Source organism: Catenulispora sp. GAS73, assembly GCF_041262085.1.
Lineage (GTDB): Bacteria > Actinomycetota > Actinomycetes > Streptomycetales > Catenulisporaceae > Catenulispora.
Genome location: NZ_JBGCCM010000018.1, coordinates 33,436 through 53,538, shown reverse-complemented (window position 1 = coordinate 53,538; position 20,103 = coordinate 33,436). Strand labels below are relative to the sequence as shown.

Annotated in this window: 16 protein-coding genes; 6 read left to right on the top strand and 10 right to left on the bottom strand. The window is 70.7% G+C overall.

The genetic code is table 11. The annotated features are described in order from the left end of the window. Window positions 1-1,125 carry a LacI family DNA-binding transcriptional regulator gene (locus ABH935_RS26160; protein ID WP_370380576.1) on the bottom strand — a complete coding sequence of 375 codons (1,125 nt, stop codon included), beginning with the start codon at window positions 1,123-1,125 and terminating at the stop codon, window positions 1-3. Window positions 1,126-1,163: 38 nt separating this feature from the next. Beyond that, window positions 1,164-1,355, bottom strand: coding sequence for a hypothetical protein (locus ABH935_RS26155; protein ID WP_370380575.1), 192 nt, complete (start codon window positions 1,353-1,355; stop codon window positions 1,164-1,166). Window positions 1,356-1,386: 31 nt separating this feature from the next. Between ABH935_RS26155 and ABH935_RS26150 the strand changes: the two genes are divergently transcribed. Beyond that, complete coding sequence (locus tag ABH935_RS26150; RefSeq protein ID WP_370380574.1) at window positions 1,387-1,629, top strand: hypothetical protein; 243 nt, start codon at window positions 1,387-1,389, stop codon at window positions 1,627-1,629. Between the two features lie 64 nt (window positions 1,630-1,693). On the opposite strand, the gene ABH935_RS26145 is transcribed toward ABH935_RS26150, so the two are convergent. The 5 genes from ABH935_RS26145 to ABH935_RS26125 all read right to left on the bottom strand — a co-directional run bounded on the left by ABH935_RS26145 (window position 1,694) and on the right by ABH935_RS26125 (window position 6,713). Next, window positions 1,694-2,209, bottom strand: a complete 516-nt coding sequence (locus tag ABH935_RS26145) for a DUF4265 domain-containing protein (RefSeq protein ID WP_370380573.1) — start codon at window positions 2,207-2,209, stop codon at window positions 1,694-1,696. 149 nt (window positions 2,210-2,358) lie between these two features. Then, window positions 2,359-3,222: a carbohydrate ABC transporter permease gene (locus ABH935_RS26140; RefSeq protein WP_370380572.1), complete on the bottom strand. Its 864-nt coding sequence runs from the start codon at window positions 3,220-3,222 to the stop codon at window positions 2,359-2,361. Then, window positions 3,222-4,235 (bottom strand): carbohydrate ABC transporter permease, encoded by a 1,014-nt coding sequence (locus tag ABH935_RS26135; RefSeq protein WP_370380571.1) that lies wholly within the window; start codon window positions 4,233-4,235, stop codon window positions 3,222-3,224. The genes ABH935_RS26140 and ABH935_RS26135 overlap by 1 nt, the downstream gene beginning before the upstream one ends. A gap of 72 nt (window positions 4,236-4,307) precedes the next feature. After that, window positions 4,308-5,588, bottom strand: a complete 1,281-nt coding sequence (locus ABH935_RS26130) for an ABC transporter substrate-binding protein (RefSeq protein ID WP_370380570.1) — start codon at window positions 5,586-5,588, stop codon at window positions 4,308-4,310. Between the two features lie 63 nt (window positions 5,589-5,651). After that, window positions 5,652-6,713, bottom strand: a complete 1,062-nt coding sequence (locus ABH935_RS26125; protein ID WP_370380737.1) for a LacI family DNA-binding transcriptional regulator — start codon at window positions 6,711-6,713, stop codon at window positions 5,652-5,654. A 120-nt stretch (window positions 6,714-6,833) separates the two neighbouring features. On the opposite strand from ABH935_RS26125, the gene ABH935_RS26120 reads away from it, so the two are divergent. The 4 genes from ABH935_RS26120 to ABH935_RS26105 all read left to right on the top strand — a co-directional run bounded on the left by ABH935_RS26120 (window position 6,834) and on the right by ABH935_RS26105 (window position 12,323). Next, on the top strand, window positions 6,834-8,945 hold the full coding sequence (locus ABH935_RS26120; RefSeq protein WP_370380569.1) for a glycogen debranching N-terminal domain-containing protein: 2,112 nt from the start codon (window positions 6,834-6,836) through the stop codon (window positions 8,943-8,945). Window positions 8,946-9,060: 115 nt separating this feature from the next. Next, window positions 9,061-9,594: a hypothetical protein gene (locus ABH935_RS26115; protein WP_370380568.1), complete on the top strand. Its 534-nt coding sequence runs from the start codon at window positions 9,061-9,063 to the stop codon at window positions 9,592-9,594. A 210-nt stretch (window positions 9,595-9,804) separates the two neighbouring features. After that, on the top strand, window positions 9,805-10,776 hold the full coding sequence (locus ABH935_RS26110) for a phosphatidylinositol-specific phospholipase C (protein WP_370380567.1): 972 nt from the start codon (window positions 9,805-9,807) through the stop codon (window positions 10,774-10,776). Window positions 10,777-10,892: 116 nt separating this feature from the next. Beyond that, complete coding sequence (locus ABH935_RS26105; RefSeq protein ID WP_370380566.1) at window positions 10,893-12,323, top strand: C39 family peptidase; 1,431 nt, start codon at window positions 10,893-10,895, stop codon at window positions 12,321-12,323. A gap of 83 nt (window positions 12,324-12,406) precedes the next feature. Here the strand turns inward: ABH935_RS26105 and ABH935_RS26100 are convergent, their stop codons facing one another. Then, entirely contained in the window at window positions 12,407-13,435 is a 1,029-nt protein-coding gene (locus ABH935_RS26100; protein WP_370380565.1) for a BBE domain-containing protein, read from the bottom strand. Window positions 13,436-13,452: 17 nt separating this feature from the next. On the opposite strand from ABH935_RS26100, the gene ABH935_RS26095 reads away from it, so the two are divergent. Further along, window positions 13,453-13,908: a hypothetical protein gene (locus ABH935_RS26095; RefSeq protein WP_370380564.1), complete on the top strand. Its 456-nt coding sequence runs from the start codon at window positions 13,453-13,455 to the stop codon at window positions 13,906-13,908. Window positions 13,909-14,021: 113 nt separating this feature from the next. Here the strand turns inward: ABH935_RS26095 and ABH935_RS26090 are convergent, their stop codons facing one another. Both ABH935_RS26090 and ABH935_RS26085 read right to left on the bottom strand, forming a co-directional pair. After that, entirely contained in the window at window positions 14,022-15,305 is a 1,284-nt protein-coding gene (locus ABH935_RS26090) for a hypothetical protein (protein ID WP_370380563.1), read from the bottom strand. Next, entirely contained in the window at window positions 15,305-19,765 is a 4,461-nt protein-coding gene (locus ABH935_RS26085) for a tetratricopeptide repeat protein (protein WP_370380562.1), read from the bottom strand. Before ABH935_RS26085 ends, ABH935_RS26090 begins: the two co-directional genes overlap by 1 nt. Between the last annotated feature and the right edge of the window lie 338 nt (window positions 19,766-20,103).

Below are 20,103 nucleotides of genomic sequence, written 5' to 3'. Positions count from 1 at the left end.
TCAAGTACTGGCGGGAGCCGGCGGCGCCGTCGAATCCCGGATCACCACATGCGTCCCGACGTGCCGGGTGTCGGTGGGGCCGTCGGATTCCCCGCGCAGCGCGACTGCCAGCCGCACCGCTTCCCGTCCCATCTGCTCCAGCGGCAGGTGCACGGTGGTCAGCGTCGGCGTGACCTCGGCGGCCAGCGGGATGTCGTCGTAGCCGACGACGGACACGTCCTGCGGAACCCGCAGCCCGGCCTCGCGCAGCGCCTGCATCGCGCCGACCGCGACACCGTCGTTCGCGCCGAAGACCGCGGTGAACTCCCCGGCCGAGCCGTCCCGCAGCAGCTGAGCGGTGCGCTCGTAGCCGAAGCGGCGGCTGAAGGCGCCCGGCTGGATCAGCCGCTTGTCGACCTCCAGCCCCCGACTCGCGTGGGCCCGCCGAAAGCCGGCCACGCGTGCCTGGTGCACCGACAGCTGCTCCGGCCCGCCGACGTACAGGATCCGCCGGTGCCCGAGCCCCAGCAGGTAGTCCGTGATCGCGTGCGCCCCGCCGGTGTTGTCGTAGTCGACCACCCCGGCCGGGGCGCCGGACTCCAGCGCGGGCCGTCCGCACAGCACCAGCCACGAGCCCTCCCGGTTCAGCGCCCGCGCCCGGTCGGCGAGCTTGCGCCGGTAGGCCGGGTCGTCCACGCCGCCGCCGACCAGGATCACGGCGTCCGCGCGCTGCTCGTGCAGGGCGTCGATGAGGTCCAGCTCGCCGCCGACCACGCCGTAGGTGCTGCACACCAGGCACAGCTTCCCGTCCTCGGCGGCCTGGCGCTGCACGCCGTGCGCGATGAAGGTGTAGAAGGGGTCGATGATGTCCTGGACGATGATGCCGACCGTGCGGGTCCGGGAGCCGGCCAGCGCGCGGGCGTGCGCGTTGACCACGTAGCCCAGCGTGCGCACGGCCTGTTCCACCTTGCGGCGGGTCTCGGCGGCGACCGGGTAGTTGCCGTTGAGGACCCGGGAGACGGTGGCGGTGGACACCCCCGCGGCCTCGGCGACCTCCTGGACCGTGGCGCGCTTGGGGCCGGCGGTCTCCCGCGGCGTCCGTCGCGCCCGTGGTGTCCGCGGCGGCTTGCCCTGCGGCGTCGGCACCCTGACCGCTCCTCTCGTCCTGCTCTTCGGCTGTGGCCTCACGCCAGCCGGTCCAGCTGGTCGGGAAGCACTTCATACCGTAGTGGCAGACCGGCTACGTACCGTTCCACCTCTTCCACCGCCAAGCGCCCCAGGCGCAGCACTTCGCCGCCGGTCAGGATGCTCGCCGTCGCGGCCAGGCGCTCGCGGCTCTCGACGTCCAGCACCAGCGCGGATTCCTCGACGGTCACAGCCAAAAGCAGGGTCAGACGGTCCAGCGCGATGGCCGGGGCCGGGAAGTGCGCGGCCCCGGGACGTGGTCAGGGTGATCTCCCGCACGCCGTCGGCCAGACGCACCACGACATCGCGGCGGCGACGAACACGTCGCTGGCCGGCGTGGGGCAGTACAAGCTGGTCAACCGCAACAGCGGGCTGGCGCTAGAGTCCGTGAACGGCACGTGGCAGCTGGCCGGGCAGGCGTTCGGGGACGCGGGGCAGGCGGTGGCGATCACGAAGGTTTCGTGAGCTGATTGAGATACCGACAACGGTCGGCGGTCGCGCCTGCGAGCGCGACGGCCGACCTTCGCCACTAAGGAAAGTTCGGCAACTGCTCAAGATGCAGCGCGGAAATCGCACTCTCCTGAAACTCGATGACCCCCTCCCGGGCCCGCGCCTTCAGCCACTCCCGCAGCGCGCGGTAGTCTCCGTCGGCCGGTACGTCCACCGCCAGCAGCGCTGAGAACTGCGCCGCCGTCTCCCATGAGCAGCCCACCTCGCGCAGGCGGTCCTGGACCTCGCGGCGGGCGCGCTTGTCCAGGAGGGTGATGCGGAGGGTCGAGTGGCCGGATTCGCCGTTGAGTCTTTCGAACACCAACTCGTGGCGGTTCTGGTCGGGGCGGACGTGGACCAGGTCGCCGTAGGCGACGCCGCGGGCGAAGAACGGGACGTTGAGCAGGCGCATCTCGAATTCGACCGTGGTCTTCTCGCCCCAGAGGCGCTCCACGGAGACCGGGGGCCAGTTCGGGGCCTCGGTCTTGAGGTCGAAGGCCACCTCGAAGGTGGTTCGGCCGGTGCCGGGGAGGGGCTGCCCGCTTGCCGCTGCCACTGTCGGCCTCCTTGAAGTCGCTCGGGAACGCCGCTGGACGCTTGGCGTCCCATTGTTCCAGCCTCGTCGGCGATTTCAACCGATTACGCCTGAGGAAGGTGATGCATACCTTTTGCCGCGAGCGAAGCGCTGGCGCGTCAACCGCCCCGCTACCCCTTCACCCCGGAACTCATCTGGCTGCGGACGATCTGCCGCTGGAAGATGAAGAACAAGATCGCCACCGGGATCGTCGACAGCAGTGCCGCCCCCAGCGTGACAGGGAACTGGTTCCCCGAGCCCAGAGACCCGCCGCTGAACTTCGCCAGACCGGTCGTGAGCGTGTCGTACTTCGGGTCGGACGTGGCCACCAGGAAGAAGCTGAACTCGTTCCACGACCCCTGGAACGACAGGATCGTCAGTGTGATGATCCCCGGCTTCACCAGCGGCAGCGCGATGTCCCAGTACGTGCGGAACGCGCCCGCGCCGTCGATGCGCGCCGCCTCCTCGATCGACTGCGGCACCTGCATGAAGAACCCGCGCATCAGGAAGATGCCGGCGGCGTCCATCGCGATCGGCAGGATCATGCCCGCGTAGGAGTTGTAGAGGTTCAGCTCCTTCAGCACCAGGAAGCGCGGGATCAGCAGCACCACGTTCGGCACCGCCAGTGTGCCCAGGATCAGCATGAACACCGCGCGCCGGCCCGGGAACCTCAGCCGGGCCAGGGCGTAGCCGGCCAGGCTGTCCAGGAACACCCGCAGCAGGGTGATCGAGGTGGCGACGATGATGCTGTTGCGCAGCCAGGTGCCGAAGGGCACCGGCTGGTCGGCGCTGTAGCCGAAGATGCGCTTCCAGGCCTCCAGCGTCGCCGGGTGCGGGACGAGGTTCAGCGGGTGGTTGGTGGCGTCCGGGTCGGTCTTGAACGAGGTCGCGATCTGGATCACGAACGGCCCGAGGAACAGCAGCGCGAAGGCGCCCAGCGCCACGTACATCAGGACGCGGCGGGACGGGGAGCGGCGCTCGCGGACGGCGGCCATCAGTCGATCTCCTCGGGGATGAGTCGCCGCTGCAGCAGGGTCAGACCCATGATCAGGGCGAACAGCAGGAACGCGATCGCCGATCCGATGCCGAAGTGGTTGTTCTGGAAGCTCTGGTCGAAGGACATGTACGCCGGCGTCCGGGTGGCCGGGTTGTTGCCGGTCAGGTAGATCTGGTCGAACACCTGCCAGGTGCCGATCAGGCCGAGGGTGAGCACCAGCAGCAGCGTGGGCCGCAGGCTCGGCAGGGTGATGTGGCGGAAGCGCTGCCAGGAGCCGGCGCCGTCGAGCTCGCCGGCCTCGTAGAGGTCCTCGTTCACGTTCTGCAGCGCCGCGAGGAACATCAGCATGAAGGTGCCGGCGGTCGTCCAGATCACCAGGACGATGATCACCATCATCGCGATCGAGGGACCGCTGAACCAGTCCCACAACGACTGGCCCATCACCGAGTGCTGAGTCCAGCCCGGTGGCTTGGTGACCCCCACGCCGCTGAGCCAGACGTGCACCACCCCCCGCGGGTCGGCCAGCCAGTTGGGGCCCTTGACGCCGAACCAGTTCAGGATCCCGTTCACCGCGCCGCCGCCCTGGAACAGGAACAGGAAGACCAGGGTGATCGCGATGCTGGAGGTGATCGACGGGAAGTAGAACGCGGTCCGGAAGAAGCTGCGCCCGCGTAGGTACTTGTTGTTGACCAGGACGGCCAGCCACAGCGCCAGCGCGGTCTGGGTCGGCACCACGAACAGCACGAACCAGAAGTTGTTGCGCAGCGCCCCGGCGAACGTGGTCCGGGTCAGGCCGTCGTGCGTGAGCAGCTGTTGGTAGTTGTGCAGTCCAACCCACTTGACGTCGCCGCCGAGCGGGTTGGACAGGCCGTCCCAGTTCGTGAAGCTGACGTAGAGCGCCAGCACGATCGGGACCACCAGGAAGACGATCAGGCCGAGCAACGCCGGCGAGACGAAGAGCCATCCGGCGAGGGCTTGACGCCGGTCCTCCTGCGATCTGGTTCTGCTCATCTTCCTGGGGGCCTTTCGATCCGGACTATGGACGACGCTTGAGAGCCGGCCCGCGAGGAACCGGCGCCGCGCCTAGTTGTTGCTCAGCGCGTCGGTGGCGTTCTTCTGCAAGCTGGACAGCATGCTCTTGGGGTCCGAGGAGCCGTCGGACAGGCCCTGGATCTTGGAGTCGAAGTCCTTCTGCACCGCGTCGAAGCCGGGGAAGCCGACCGGGCCGAAGGCGTTGTCCGCCCCGGTCGCGAAGGCCGCCTGGTCCGGGAACTGGGTGGTGAACTGGGTCTTGGCGGCCTGCCGCGAGGGCATGACGCCGAAGGCCTTGGCGAAGCTCATCTGCTGGTCCACGGTCGTCAGGTAGTCGATGAAGTCGACCGCCGCGGCCTGGTGCGAGCTCTTCTGGGCCACGCCCCAGCAGTTGGTGAAGGACAGCGTGGCGTTGCCCGACGGTCCGGCCGGCAGCGGGACGACCTTGTAATGGACGTTCGGGTAGTCCTTCTGCATCGCGCCGACGATCCAGTTGCCCTCGATCGTCATCGCGGCCTTGCCCTTGCCCAGCGCCTCACCGCCCCAGCCGGTGTCGACCTGCTTGGGGAACTTCAGCGCGCCCTCCTTGCCCAGCTTCTGGAGGTACTGGAGCGCGGCCAGGTTCTGCGGCGAGTCGGCGGTGACGGTCTTGCCGTCGGCGGAGACCACCGAACCGCCGGCCTGGCGCATGAAGGCGCCGATGCGGTCCAGCGTGTCGCTCATCACCAGACCGGTGACGCCGTTGCCGCTCAGCTTCTTGGCCACGGTCTCCAGCTGGTCCCAGGTGGTGGGGACGTCGGAGTCCGTCAGGCCGGCCTTGGTCCACAGGTCCGTGTTGATCTCCAGCGCCAGCGTGGAGAAGTCCTTCGGGACGCAGTAGTACTTGCCGTTCTGGGTGAACGCCTTCTGCAGGTTCGGGTACATGTCCGAGGAGTCGGTGATCTTCTCGCCGACGTCGGCCAGGGCGTTGCCCTTGACCAGGCCCTGGAACTTGGAGGCGTCGACGTAGAAGACGTCCGGCGGGGTCCCGCCGGCCAGCGACTGCGTGAGCTGCTGGGTGAGGTCCTTGGCCGGGGTCACGACGACCTTGTTGCCGGTCTTGGCGGCCCAGGCGTTGCCCGCGGCCACCACCGCGTTGGTCTCGGCGTCGCCGGAGGACCCGATCAGCACCTGCAGGGTGACGCCGGAGGTGGCGCCGCCGGTGCCGCCGGTACCGCCGGAGGAGGACCCGGCGCTCTTGCTCGGCCCGCTGCTGCCGCACGCGGCGGCGGTCACCAGCACCGCGGCGGCACCGGCGACGCCGATGATCCGCTGGACGCGAACTGACTTCATTGTCGTTCCTTTCGTTTCGCCTTCGATCAGGCTCGGGACGTAGACCCGCTGGTGGCGGCGGTGTCAGGCCCCGTCGGGGGGTGAGAGGTGGGAGGGGTTGCTGCTGCCGCGCGCTATGACCGTGGGCTCCACGACGGAGGTGGTCACCGCGCTGCGGGGGTCGTCGATCCGGTCCAGCACCAGGTCCACGCAGCGGCGCGCGATGGACTCCAGGGGCTGGCGGACGCTGCTCAGGGCCGGCTGGACCACGGTGGCCAGCGGGCTGTCGTCGAAGCCGATCACCGCGACGTCCCGGCCCACGGCCAGGCCGCGGTGCTCGACCGCGTGCATCACGCCGACGGCCATCGCGTCGCTGACGCAGACGAACGCGGTCGGCGGGTGGGCCTTGGCCAGCAGGCCGGCCGCGAGCTGGGTGCCGGCGCCGATGCCGTCCAGGCCGCGCACGGTCAGGCCGCGGGTCGGCAGGCCGAGCTCCGCGGCGGCGGCCAGGTAGCCGGCGTAGCGGTCGTCGCCGACCTCGCTGCCCTCCGGCCAGCCGATGAACGCGATCCGGCGGTGGCCCTGCTCGGCCAGGTGCTGGGTCGCGGCCAGGGTGCCGGCGTGGCCGTCGACGTCCAGCCAGGAGTACTCGAACGCGGTCTGCTCCCAGGGCCGGCCGAAGCTGACGAAGGGCACGTCGCGCTCGGCGAGCCAGGCGGTGCGCGGGTCGTGGCGGTGCGAGCCGAACAGCACGAAGCCGTCCACCGCGCCCCGGCTGACCAGGTCCTCGAACATCGCGATCTCGTCCTCGTCGCCGTCGGCGGCGAACAGGATCACGCCGTAGCCGCGGTCGCGCGCGGCGGAGGTCAGCGCGTACAGGAACCGGTCCTCGATGGCGCCGATGCCGCGACCGCCCGAGCGGGTGGACCGGAACCCGATCAGCCGCGTGGTCTGCAGCCGCAGGTTGCGCGCGGCCTGGGTGGGCCGGTAGCCGAGCTCGTCGACCGCGCGGAGCACGCGGGCCAGCGTGTCGGGGCGCAGCCGCTCCGGCGCGTTCAGCGCGTTCGATACCGTTTGGTACGACACCTGCGCGTGCTTGGCGACGGCCTTGATGGTCGGGCGGGGCGGTGAGGGCTCGCGGTCCATTGCCACGGCGTTCCTCCTTCCTCAAGTTGAACGATCAAAGTCTCCGGGGTGGAGTCTTACATATGAACGTTCAAATGGATAGAGTGCCGGGGAACCACAAGGCAACACGAGGGACACCCAATGACCGACGGCTCGGCCGAAACCCCAGCTCAGCAACCCTATCTGCACGACCTGCAAACGACCGTGCGGGCCCCCGTCTTCGGCCTGTCGGGCACCGGCGGAGCGCTCTCCGGGCGAGGCGTGACGGGGGTTTTCGCCGACGACCGGCGTGTCCTGAGTGTTTCTGATCTCACCCTGTCGGGCGCCCGTCTCACCCCGATCGCCACCGAGCTCGACGGAGCAGACGCGACCCACAGCGTGCTCGTGGCGCGCGGGCTCGGCGAGGACGGCGCGGACCCGGCGGTGTGGATCGAGCGGCGGCGTGAGCTGGTCGGCGAGGATCGGGGCGACGGGCTCCAGACTCTGGTGCGGGAGACCATCGAGATCCGATCGGCCTCACGCCGCCGCGTCCGGACCACGTTGACCGTCACCTTGGGCTGCGACCTCGCCGAGATCTCGGTCGTGAAGTCCGGCCACTCCCCCGGCCTGCTGCCGGCTGAAGCGGTTGACGGCGGCCTGCGCTGGACCGGGCCCGGTGCACAGAGCTCCGACGTCGTACAGGCGAGCGCCGTACCCGCGCCCACGGACGTCGACTCCGAGAACGGCCGGCTGCGCTGGCCGGTGGACCTGGCCCCCGGCGACGTCGCACGCTTCGTCATCGACGTGAGCGCCGCCCCCGCCGACGGCTCGGTGGTGCTCGGCACCGACGGCGCGTCGGTGATCGGCGACCTCCGGGTGGACAGCGGCGACATCCGCGTCGGCCGCTTCGTCGAGCGCTCGCTGGCCGACCTGCGCGGCCTGGAGCTGCGCGACCCCACGGCGCCGGACGACCACTTCCTGGGCGCCGGCGCGCCGTGGTTCCTCACGCTGTTCGGCCGCGACTCGCTCATCGCCGCGCGCATGCTGCTGCCGCTGGGCACCGAGCTGGCCGCCGGAACGCTGCGCACGCTGGCCCGGCGTCAGGGGACGAAGACCGACCCGGAGACCGCCGAACAGCCGGGCAAGATCCTGCACGAGATCCGGCGCGCACCGTCCGGCCACGACGCCTTCGGCGGCGCCGACCGGCCGCTCCTGCTGCCCTCGACGTACTACGGCACCGTGGACGCCACGCCACTGTGGATCATGCTGCTGCACGACGCCTGGCGCTGGGGCATGCCGGCCGAGGAGGTCGAGAAGCTGCTGGACCCGCTGAGCGCGGCGCTGGTGTGGATGCGCGATCACGGCATGGACGACGCCGGATTCCTGAGCTACGTCGACGAATCGGGTCACGGCCTGGCGAACCAGGGCTGGAAGGACTCCCACGACTCGATCCAGTTCGTCGACGGCCGGATCGCGACGGCGCCGCTGGCCCTGAGCGAGGTGCAGGGCTACGCGTACGAGGCGGCGATGAGCGGCGCGGCCCTGCTGGACGCCTTCGGCCGGCCCGGCGCCGAGGAGTGGCGGACTTGGGCGGGGCAGCTGGCCGCGCGATTCCGCGCCCGTTTCTGGATCAGCGACGCCGACGGCCCGTTCCCGGCGGTGGCCCTGGACCGGGACGGCAAGCCGGTGGACACCGTCGCCTCGAACATGGGGCACCTGCTGGGCACCGGGATCCTGAACCGCGAGGAGTCGGCGCTGGTCGCCGCGCGGCTGGGGTCGGCGGCGATGTCGTCGGGCTACGGCCTGCGGACGATGGCGACCTCGGCGGGCGGATACAGCCCCCTGAGTTACCACGGCGGCTCGGTCTGGACACACGACACGGCGGTGGCCGTACAGGGACTGGCGCGGGCGGCGGCTGAGGGCGTCCCCGGGGCGGCCGAGGCGGCGCGCGCGCTGATCGACGGCCTGCTGGAAGCCGCCGCGGGGTTCGAATACCGGATGCCGGAGCTGTACGCCGGAAGCCCGGCGCGGCCCGGCGGCCGGCCGACGCCGTACCCGGCCTCGTGCCGCCCGCAGGCGTGGGCCGCGGCGGCGTCGGTGGCGGTGGTCTCGGCCCTGGTCGGGATGCGGCCGGACGCGCCGGCGGACCTCGTGGCGTTCGAGCCGCTGCCGGGCGGCGCCTGGGACGGGCTTACAGTGCGCGGGTTCCGGGTCGGCGCGGATGTGCTGGACATGCGGGTGGATGCGGGGGACGTGCGGATTCTGGATGCCTGATCCGGATCGGGTCTGGACCGGGTCACGACGAGCTATTGTCAGCCACCTGTTTCAGCGCTACTTTCCGCGATGAGTTAGGAAACCTTCCTAACTTGATCCGGAAAGGAGTCCCACCATGCTCCGCAAAACCCTGGCCTCACTGGCCGCGATGGCCGCAGCCCTGCTGCTGTCGACGGCCGGCCCGGTGGCCGCGGCCCACGCCGATCCGCAGACGATCAACGTCAACATCACGTCGTACGGCTACAACGACAACGACGACGGCAACGGCCACTACGGCACCGCGCAGATCGCCTACCCGCAGATCCACAGCATCGCCACCGAGGACCTGGGCACCTACAGCCAGCCGGTGACGTTCGCCACGGACCAGAACGAGTTCGCCCCGGGCACCATCATCTACGTCCCCCACCTGGAGAAGTACTTCATCATGGAGGACGGGTGCGTGGAGTGCACCAGCGACTGGAACAACGGGATCTACCACGTCGACCTGTGGATGGGACCGAACGACGCGATGCAGCCGGAACCCGCGCTGGACGACTGTGAGGGGTCGATCACCGGCGCCTTCGACATCATCGTGAATCCGGACGCCAACCAGCCGGTGGACACGAACCCGATGTTCAGCAACGGTTCCTGCACGGTCGACACGTACTAGGTGACCGCCTCGCGGCGAAGTCGACAGTCGCCGCGCTGATCACCGCGTCCGATCGCCAGGGGGTCGGCCACCGTTCCGGTGGCCGACCCTCAACCTTTCCCCGCACGACCATGGCCACCTCCTGACACTGCGCTTACTGTGAACGCCGTCGCAGCGCCCGGATATAGCCGGGCAAACCCGCAGCCGGCTTCGAATCCCTTGGAGCGCCCCATGAACCGCCCCATGAACCCCACCCGTCGCAATGTCCTGAAATGGGGGCTGGGCGGCACCGTCCTGGCCGCCGCCTCGTTCGGCCTGCCCGCCGCGGCCCGGGCCGACTCCCCCGTCACGCCGGGCGGCAAGCCCACCGACAGCTGGATGAGCTACCTCGACCCGAACCTGTCGCTGCTGGGGATGACGATCCCCGGGACCCACGACACGTGCGCCACCAACCCGGCGAACGGCACCGAGTGGTCGCACACGCAGAACTGGGGAATTCCGCAGCAGCTGTCCGAAGGGGTGCGCTTCGTCGACATCCGCTGCAACGGCCTGCAGGGCACGGCCAGCGAGATGGGCATCTACCACTCCAGCTACTACCAGGGCATCCGGCTGCAGGACGTGCTGGACCAGTGCCAGGCGTTCCTGGCCGCGCAGCCGACCGAGACGATCGTGATGCGGCTGAAGAACGAGAACGCCGGGAACCAGGCGCTCAGCGACGCGGAGTTCCAGCGCCGCTTCAACTACTACATGGACACGCTCGGCTATCGGGGGCTGTTCCACATGTACGGCTGGCCGACGCTCGGCGAAGCGGCCGGCAAGATCGTGCTGGCGGCCGACTTCACCTTCCCGGCGTCGTGGAACCTGATCCACTGGGCCGACAGCGCGAACCAGTTCAACGTTCAGGACACTTACACCGGCGTTTCGACGGGCACCAAGGGCCAGCTGATAACGCAGCAGTTTGACAATGCCTACAGCAACCCCGCACCGACCACGATGTATGTGAACTTCCTGAGCCTCGCGCCGTCCCTCCAGGACGGTCTGGAATTCCCGAAGGACCTTGAGCAGACATTGATGGACAACTCCATCTACCCGTATCTGAACGCGCGGACCTCGCAGCGCGCGCGGTTCGGGATCGTGCCGATGGACTTCCCGGACTTCCATGTGAACGTGCTGGAGATGCTGATCGACAAGAACTTCGTGTAGCCCCAGATCTCGTCCATCACCGGTCGTCACTCTCTGTTGACTTACTACCGATCACGGTCACTTCCGGGCTAATCTTCAACAGCATTCAACACTTTTGCTGAAGCCCTGGAGGACAGATGTCGGCGAGCTCCCAGCCGGACCGCCCGGACGCGGGCGGTCCGGTGCGCCGGCGGGTGGTGCTCGCCGGCGGGGCTGCCGTAGGCGCCGCGGTGGCCGGGATCGCGACCGCGACGCCGGCGTCGGCGTCCGCATCCGCGACCATGAGCGGTATGGAAAACGAGGCCGCGAGCACCGACGCGGCGAAGAACGCAGGCCAGGCACGGGTCCAGTTCAACCGGTGGACCAGGTGGTCCGACTTCCGCGGCGGCGAGTCGGCCGGCGTGCTGCCGTTGCCGGGGCCGCGGTTGGGCGTCGTCATCGCGGAGGCGGTCGGGACCACCTCCTACACCGACCCCTACCTGAACACCACCACGCAGTACGAGTACGCGACCTGGACCTCCCCGCTGCGCCGGCTGGACTTCGGCGCGACGCAGCTGACCGCGCACTGGAACGCGGACACACCGAAGGGCACATTCCTGAAGATGGAACTGCTGGCGACCATGGAGGACGGCCACCTCGACACCTGGGTGATGGGCATCTGGACGTTCGACGACAGCGAGCTCAAGCGGACCTCGGTCAACGGCCAGAGCAACGCCTACGGCGAGATCGACACCGACACCTGGAGCGCCGCGACCGGGCACTCGATGCGTTCTTACCAACTGCGCCTGACCCTGTTGCGCCGCCCCGGGACTGCGATCACGCCCCGGGTCTGGCAGATCGGCGCGACCGCTTCCACCGTGCCGGCACGCACCACGGTTCCGGCCAGTACTCCCGGGCCCGCCACGGGGATCACGCTGGCGGTCAAGCCGTACGCGCAGTACGTGCACGACGGGCAGTACGCCGAGTACGGCGGCGGCGGTGAGGCCTGGTGCAGCCCGACGTCGACCGAAATGGTGGTCGAGTTCTGGGGCCGGGGCCCGGCGGCCGAGCAACTGGCGTGGGTCGATCCGCGCTACACCGACCCGGCGGTGGACCACGCGGCGCGGTACAGCTACGACTATGGGTATCAGGGTACTGGGAACTGGCCGTTCACCTGCGCCTACGCGGCTTCGTACGGGCTGGACGCGATGGTCGTGCGACTGAACTCGATGACCGAGCTGGAAGTACTCATCGCGGCCGGGTTCCCGGTGGTGACGTCGCAGTCGTTCACGCTCGCGGAAAACGGCCGCTACGCGAGCGCCGGGCACTTGTGGTGCGTCATCGGGTTCACCGACACCGGCGACGTGATCGTCAACGACCCGGCCAGCAAGAGCGATGCCGACGTGTACACGGTGTATCCGCGGCGGATGTTCGAGACCGTGTGGCTGCGGACGAACTACACGAAGGCCGACGGCACGCCGGGGTACGGATCCGGCGGCGTCGCGTACCTGATCAAGCCGCATGACAGAGGCCTGCCGGAGGTCGTGGACCGGCGGAACCCCAGTTGGCCCACCGAGCCCTGGGGCTGAGAGCTGATTGAGGCCCCTGCGAGGCGGGCGTCAGGGGCCTCAATCATTGTTCTGTTTTTTCCGGACCGGATGGGATCGGATCGCTAGGCAGGGAGTTCGACGGACATCGCGTGGCGGAACACGTTGCCCGGGTCCCAGGCCGCCTTGATCTGCTGCAGCTTGGATAGTTGTCCTTGTAGTAGAGCTCGGACCAGGGGACGCCTGAGGTGTTCCACGCCGGGTCGGCGAGGCCGGCGTAGATCGCGGCGAGGAGTTCTGTGACCTGGCCCTCGACGTTCGGCAGGCCGCCGTCGGCCTGGACCACGAGGGTGAAGACGCCGTTGTGGACGCTGCCGATTTCGAGGATGGCGTACAGGCCGGTGCCGGTGCCGGTGGCGCCGGGCGCGCTGTGCTGCTCGTGCCACTGGCCGAAGTTGCGGAGGATGGTGGTGAACGCGTCGCGGGTCTTGGAGGCATCGAAGGCCCATTCGGCGATTCCCGGCGTGCGCCCACCACAGGTCGCGGTGCGGGTCGTCGGGTTCGCGGGTGGCCCGGACCACGCGGACGCGGCGGTCTTCGTCGACGACCACGACTTCGACGGCGTGGAGGTGGTCGACGACCGAGCCGTAGCGGCGGGACAGGGGGCCGTAGCCGCCGCTGGCCGGGAGGGTGACGGCCCAGCCTTTGAACAGGGTGGTGTAGATCTCGCCGAGGCGGGCGCCGGGCTGGATGGAGAAGGCGCGCATGGCGGGGTCGTAGCCGACCGCGTTCATCGGGGACAGGTCGAGGAGGACTTCGAGGGCCGGGTCGGCGGTGAAGTTCTCGCGCACGACGTCCTCGGTGCCGGTGACGACGCGGACCTCGTCGGGGTGGCCGACGAAGCGGAAGTTGTCGCCGCGGAGCATGCTGTCGTAGCGGATGTCGGTGGGGGTGATGCGGGCCGGGCCGAATTCGGCGGTCGTCGCCGGCCCGGCGTTGGCATCGGCGTTGGTGTTCGTGTTCGTGGTGCTGTCGGTGTTCGCCGCGGCGTCGGCGGTTCCGGCGACTCCGCCGACCAGGGCCACGGACCCGGCGGCGACCGTCCCGGCGCGTCCCAGCAGGCCACGGCGGCTGAGCCCGTTGTTCGAGCGCAAGCGCCTATGCTGCGCACATGAGCGCCGAAGACCCCGACCTCGCCGCCGAGACGGACACCGCGCTGATCGCCGGCGCCCTGCGCAGCCGCGACGACGACTCGGCGCCGTGGTCGGTGGCGTGGGGCATGCTGCCGCCGGGCGTGGAGGTGGTTCAGGTGACGTTCCGCGACGGCCGGCGCGCCGCACCGGCCGCCCGCGTCGGGGTGCTCGGCCGCCACTGGGCCGCCGAGGTGGCGGGACGCTTCGACAAGGTGGTGGTCAGCGGCGGCGAGGCGCGCGAGACCGCGAAGGTCAGGACGCGCGACAAAACGCCGACGCCGCGGCGGTTCTCCCGCAGGAGGTCCGGCCTCCCGGCCGACCCGCTGGAGCGGATGAAGCACCACTGGGGCCTCGCGGCGGTGATCCTGCAGCCCGGGAGCGAGGACCGGCCGGTGCTGCCGGACATCCGGAGCGCTGGCGGGGATCTGACGTAACGGCGCGGGGTGGGGAGATCGGGTCCGGGTCCGGATGTGCCTGGACCGGGACCGCGATCAGACCGGGAACTTGATCAGGCAGGGAACTCGATCAGGCAGGGAGCCCGAGCCCATCAGACCGGGAACTCGATGTGCGGCAGCACCGACAACCCCGGGCCGTAGCGCGGCGGTATCGGCGGCTCCGCTCCGGCGGCCACCACCGGCGGCTCGACGAAGTCGACCGCGAGCTCGGCCCGGTGCAGCGCCACCACGTCGGCGGCCGCGGGCAGGCCGGGCTGCTCCACCACCAGCAGCGGCCGCTCCAGGACCGGCGCCAGCAGGTCCAGCACATTGTCGACCGGCGCGGGCACCGGAGGCTGGTGCAGATCGAGCCCGGTCCACGGATCGGCCTTCACGAACGCCGCCTGCCGGGCCCGCAGATCCGCCGCGGCCACGGCGGTCGCGGCCGCGTGGATGGTGGCGATGACGTCGTCGGCGGTCTCGGGCACCGCGACCTGGCTCGACGGGGGCGCGGTGAGGTTGGTCGTGGCTATGTGGGTCGGCATGGTGCGGTCGAGGTCGAGCTCGGTGGTGGTCGTGGTGGTGGTGTCGTCGGCGTCGGCGGACAGCACCAGCTCGGTGGAGCTTTCGGTGGCCGGGGGCTCGGCGCCGAGGGTTTCGCCATCGGCATCGGCATCGGCGGCGGAGGCAGCGGCATCGGCGGCCGGCGCGGCGGAGTCTGCGGGATCCGAGCCGGCGAGCGAGCTTTCAGTGGCGGGGGCCTCGCCATCGGTACCGGCTGCGGCGATGAGCTCGCTGTCAGCCTTCGGAGCATCAGTGGTGTCGGTAGCGAGTTCGAGGGTGCTGAGATCGTCCTCGTCCTCGGAGGGATCCACCGGCCCGAACGCGACGGTCGGCTCCTCGGCCTCGGCAGCACTCGTCGCCCGCTTGACGGCCTCCACATCCAGCGAGACCGTGGCCGTCGCGTCAGAGGCTTCAAGGCCCTCCGCGAGGGCCCGCTTCACGGCCTCGACGTCCAGCGCGATGGTGGACAGTGAGCCCGAGTCGACCGCTTCCGTCCCGACCGTCGGCGCCTCAGCGCTCGATCGCGGCCCCGGGACCTCGCCGTTCACCCCACCGTCCGAGCGCGCATCGCCATCGGCACTCGCATCCTCATCCGAGTCGGCATCGCGATCCACGTGCACGCCGTTGCGCGCGCCATTGCTCGTCGCGGCGCCGTTGCCCGCCCCGGCCGCATCCACCGCCGTGAAAGCAACCGTGTCCGCCTCGGCACTCGCGCGCGGCGGCGCCGCACGGCCGTCGACCTCGACGGCCGGCAGGTCGCGGGTGGCCGGCCCTGCGGCGGCGGTGGCCGCGGCGGGGCGCGTCTGGTGGGGGGTCGGTTCGTTCAGCAGCATCAGGTGCTCGCGGGGTCTTCGGGGGCGGTGCTTCGGGCGTGGAGTTCTCGGAGTTCGTCTTCGTCGGGGAAGTGGTCCACGGTGCGCTTCAGCAGGGCGCGGGCTCGCGGGTAGCGGTGCCAGTGGAAGGGTTGCAGGCCTCCGGACCGGGGGTCGTCGGGGCGCGGGACGCGCGGGATCAGCATGGTGGCCTCGGGGTCGCCGAGGCTGCCGCCCTCACCGAGGCGGACCGCCTCCTCCAGCAGCGCCGCGCACAGGCCGTAGTGGCGCGTCTCGTACTGGAACGTGGCCTCGTTCTTCCACAACGCGATCATCAGGTCCCGGAGTTCCTTCGTGTCGCGGTACGCCAGCGCCGTGCGGAGGCGGTGCGCGCGATCGTGGAAGGGACGCTGGGTGTTGTGCATCGCGTCGGCGATGAGCAGGGTCGCTATCTCGCGCGGGGCCTCGACGTCGGGGTCGCCGGTCCAGGTCTGGTCGGCCAGCAGGGCCCACGTCATCCGGTCCAGCGCGAGGGTCCGGCGATCGCCGAGGGCCGCCGAGCATGCCAGCAGCTTCAGGGCCTGCGACAGCCCGGCGTGGTAGTCAGCCCGCGACGGGTCGATCTCGCTGAGCTCCTGCCACCACTGCACCGCCTCCAGCAGGTCGCCGTCCGGCCCCGGCCGCGTCAGCGAACCGGCCCGCTCGGCGAGCACCACCTCCAGCAGCGCCGCCGCGTCCTTGTCCTCCGGCATCAGCTCGACCGCGCGCCGCGCGTGGGACAGCGCCAGCACGTGGTCCTGCTGTTCGGAGCGCAGTTCCCCGGTCCGCCGCATGTGCGCGACGGCCAGCTCGTTCTGGAGCGCGGCCACATCCGGGGCCACGGACAGCGCACGCTCCAGCACGTCGACGACGCTCTGCAGCACGCTGACCGGCGCGGGCACGTCCCCGTCGGCACCAGCCGCCCCGGCACCGGCAGCTTCGCCACCAGCGCCGGCAGCGCCACCGGAACCGACACCGCCAGCACCGCCAGCACCACCGACACTGCCGGCGCTACCAGTACCCCGCCCCGTCAACCCGACGGCCGCCATGTTCACCGTCTTGGTCGCGTCCGCGATGAACGCCGTCCCGGTCGCCGCCATGTTCACGGTCGGCGTGGCGTCGACCGAAACCGGCCGCTCACCCTCCTCGGCCAGCCGCATGAGCTCGTGCGCGGCGTTCAGCCCGGACTCGGCGGCGATCTCCGCCCACACCGAGTCGGGCTTCTGATCCGGATCCAGCAGCGCCGCCCGGGCTATGCACTCCAGCGCCGGCGCCCACTGCTCGTCCAGGTGCAGCTCCATACCCCGCATGACCAGTGTCTTGCGCAGCAGAGCCGTCCACGCCTCGTCGCGCTCCCCCTCCGGGACGGTGTCCAGGGCCGCTATCGCCGCCTGGTACTTGCCGTCCTCGTACAGGAAGTGTTGCGGCCCCAAGGGCCCGTACAGCGCGGCGACCCGCACCGACTCGTCGTCCTCGGCGGCGTCCGGATCCACCGCGTGCATCGCGTCCGCGAGCTCGCGCCACTCCGCCAGCGCCGGCGTCTCAGGCTGCTGACGCAGCAACGTCTCCAGCGTCGGGCTTGTCTCCGGATCCGCCTCGCAGGCAAACACGTCCATCCCCAGCCGCACCGACCACGCGTCCACCTCGTCGCCGCCCCGATAGGCCGACAGGTCCGCGAACCGCAGGTCGTTCTTCAGCTCGTCCACCAGCGCGCGCCGGGTCCGCACGATCTGCTCGCGGTCGGCCTCGACGTCGGCGACCCCGACGACCTGGACCCAGAAGTCCGGCGCGTACAGCGCCGTGACCAGGCAGCCGATGGTCCACATCCAGTGCTCGTCGGCGCCGGAGGACCGCGCCAGCTGGTACGCCGACAGCCCGAGCGCGTGCAGCAGCCGGGCGTTCGTCGGGTCCTCGCGCACCAACGCGAGATACCCCGCGAACGCCTCTTCATGACGTCCTTCTTCGGCGTGCTGCCGCGCGGAGTACTCCGACAGCGCTTCCAGCGCCGCCAGCGCCTCCGGCTGGTCCGGCTGGATCCGCAGCGCGTGCCGCAGGTCGCCGAGGGCCTGGTAGGGCTCGCCGTGCTCGATCGCTGCGGCGGCGCGCCGGATCAGCAGCTCGACGCCTTCGGTCTCGGCGTCGGCGGGCAGTCGGCTCAGCGCGCCGTCCAGGTCGCCGGCCTCGGCGCGCATGAGGGCGAGCTGGCGGCGCAGCGGGCGGGTCAGGGCGCTGCTTCCCAGGGCGTCGGCCCAGGAGGTCAGGGTGCGCTCGGCCTCGTCGGGGACGCCGGCCTTGCGGGCCGCGTACAGCAGCGACTGCAACGCCGGTCCCGCGCAGCGCTCGCAGCGGTAGGAGCTGATGCCCGCGGGGCGGAACAGGTGGGTCCGGCAGCCTTCGCGTCCGCAGCCGGCGCAGGAGCCGACGGCGTCCTTGCCGCATTCGACGTCGGCCACGGCCACGCACGGCAGCGGTGGCTCCTCCTCGTCGGGGTCGGCTTCCGCGGCCAGCCGTTGGGCGGCGACCAGCGGTCCGGCGTTGGCGATCTCCTGGATGTCCAGGCCCTGGGTGTCGTCGTCCTTGAGGACGTAGGCGTCGGGGTCGGAGTCCGTGTCGGCCCCGGCCTCGACTTCCGGTGCGGCCGAGCCGCCGGCGACGTCGTTGCTCAGGAAGCGCTGGTACCACCGCACGGCGTCGTACCAGTGCCCGGTCCGCTCGGCGTAGAGCGCGCGGGCCCGGGCGACCGCGGGGTCGCAGTCGGGGTCGTCGGGCAGTTCGGCGAGCAACGTCTCGGCGTCGTCGAAGCGGTCGTCGAGCAGAGCGGCGACGGCCAGGTGGCAGCGGTCGCGCATGCGGCCGTGGACGTCGAGGAACGTCTCCAGGTCGGCCGTGGCGCCGCCGGCCAGGTCGACCAGGGCGCGCAGCCGGTTCTGGCGGCCGCGCAGGCCGTCCACGCGATCGGAGACCGGCAGCGAGGCGGCCAGGTCGAGCGCGACAGCCGCTTTCTCCCGGTTGTCGGGAATCTCCCGGCCGGCCATCAGCATCCACGCGGCCTCGCGCAGCGCGGCTTCCCGCAGCGCTATTCGGTGCTCGATGACGTCCGGGGAGTCCAAATACGCGATCTGCCACTGGAGCCGCGCGGCCGTCGGGTCGCTGCCGAGGCGCTTGCGCGCCTCCCGGTCGCGGGCCACGGCCGTCCAGTCCCGCAGTTCGGTGGTGCCCAGGCGGTCCCAGGTGTCGATGGCGGCGGCCGGGTTGTTGGCGCGCAGCTGGGCCAGTCCGTAGTGGAAGGTGGCCATGCCGCCCCAGTAGGACGACTGCCCGGACACCGGCTCCAGCACGCCCTGGGCCTCCTTGCCGCGGCCGGCGGCCAGCAGTACGGCACCGAGCCGAATACGCGCGGCATGCGAATGCGCGTCATGCCTCAGCGCCGCCTGGTAATGCGCGATCGCCTCGGCCGGCCGGCCGGACTGCTCGCGCAGCAGCGCCAGCCCCAGGCGTGCCGGAGCGAACGCGGCCTCGACGGCCAGGGAGTTGCTGAAGTGGTTCCACGCCAGGTCGTCCGCGCCGAGCTGCACGGCCAGGCGGCCGAGCGAGTAGTGGATGCGCGGATCCTGCGGCGCGTACTGGGAGGCGGTGCGCAGGTCGGTCTCGGCCTGGTCGGTGCGGCCCATCTGCTGGTGCGCCAGGCCCCGGAACAGCAGCGCCTCGGGACGCAGCCACGCCCCGCGCGACCACGGCGAGGCCGGGCCGGTGCCGCGGCGGAAGGCCTCGTCGTAGGCGGAGATCGCGTCGTCGTAGCGGAGCAGGGTGCTGAGCTGGATGCCCCAGCGGAACCACAGCTCGCCGCTGCCGCCGGGTACGGCGGCGGCCAGCAGGTCCTCGGCCTCCTTGACCCGGCCGTCGCGGCGCATCATCGTGGTCAGCGCCAGCACCGGCCAGTCCACGCCGGGCAGCGCGGCCAGCGCGGCGCGCGCCGTGGCCTCGCGCTGCGCGGTGGGGCCGGTGGTGCAGGCCTTCTGCAGCCACATGACGGTGCGGATCGCGGTGTCCTCGTCGCCCGGCTCCAGGCCGTAGGTGATCGCCTTCAGGAAGTCGATGATCGGCTTGAGGTCGCCGTCCTCGGCGCGCAGCCGCTCCTCGGCGAACTGCCGGACCAGCCAGCGCGGCAGCTGGCGGAAGGGTTCGGGCAGCAGCGGGTAGGCCTCGCGGAAGCGCGCCATGGCGTCGGTGAAGATGCCCATCGCCAGGATGGTCTCGGCCTCGCCGAGCAGGGCGAGGCCGCGGTAGTGCTGCATGTCCTCAGGGGCGGACGCCAGACGGCGGGCCAGGCGCGCGTAACGATCGCGAGCCCGCTCCTGCTGACCCACCGCAGCCAGGTCCTCCGCCTTCGCGAACTCCTGGGTGATCCACTGCGGGTCCGTCCCTCGTCCACGCCCCAGCAAGGCCACACCGTCCCATCAACCCGTATCGCTGCCTACAGCTTGACACAATCGCCCCCGCCCGCGCCGGGCCGGATCCGGCGCCGCGGGCACCGACCTGTTGTTCTTCACGGTCGGTGCAACACAGTTCACCCGGGCTCCACCCCGATCTCACTTGGTGTGCGCGCTCTGTGTCCCTTCGCTGTCGTTCTAAACATCCCTCATGGGTTAGGACGCCGTGATCACCAGCGAGGTTCCTTCAACAGGGCCGGGGAAAGCAGTTTTGACTAGGTTTTGACGGTGCGGCCGCGGCTTCGGCGCACGGTTCAGTGCTTGATTCGGCGCTTGATTCGGCCCAATGT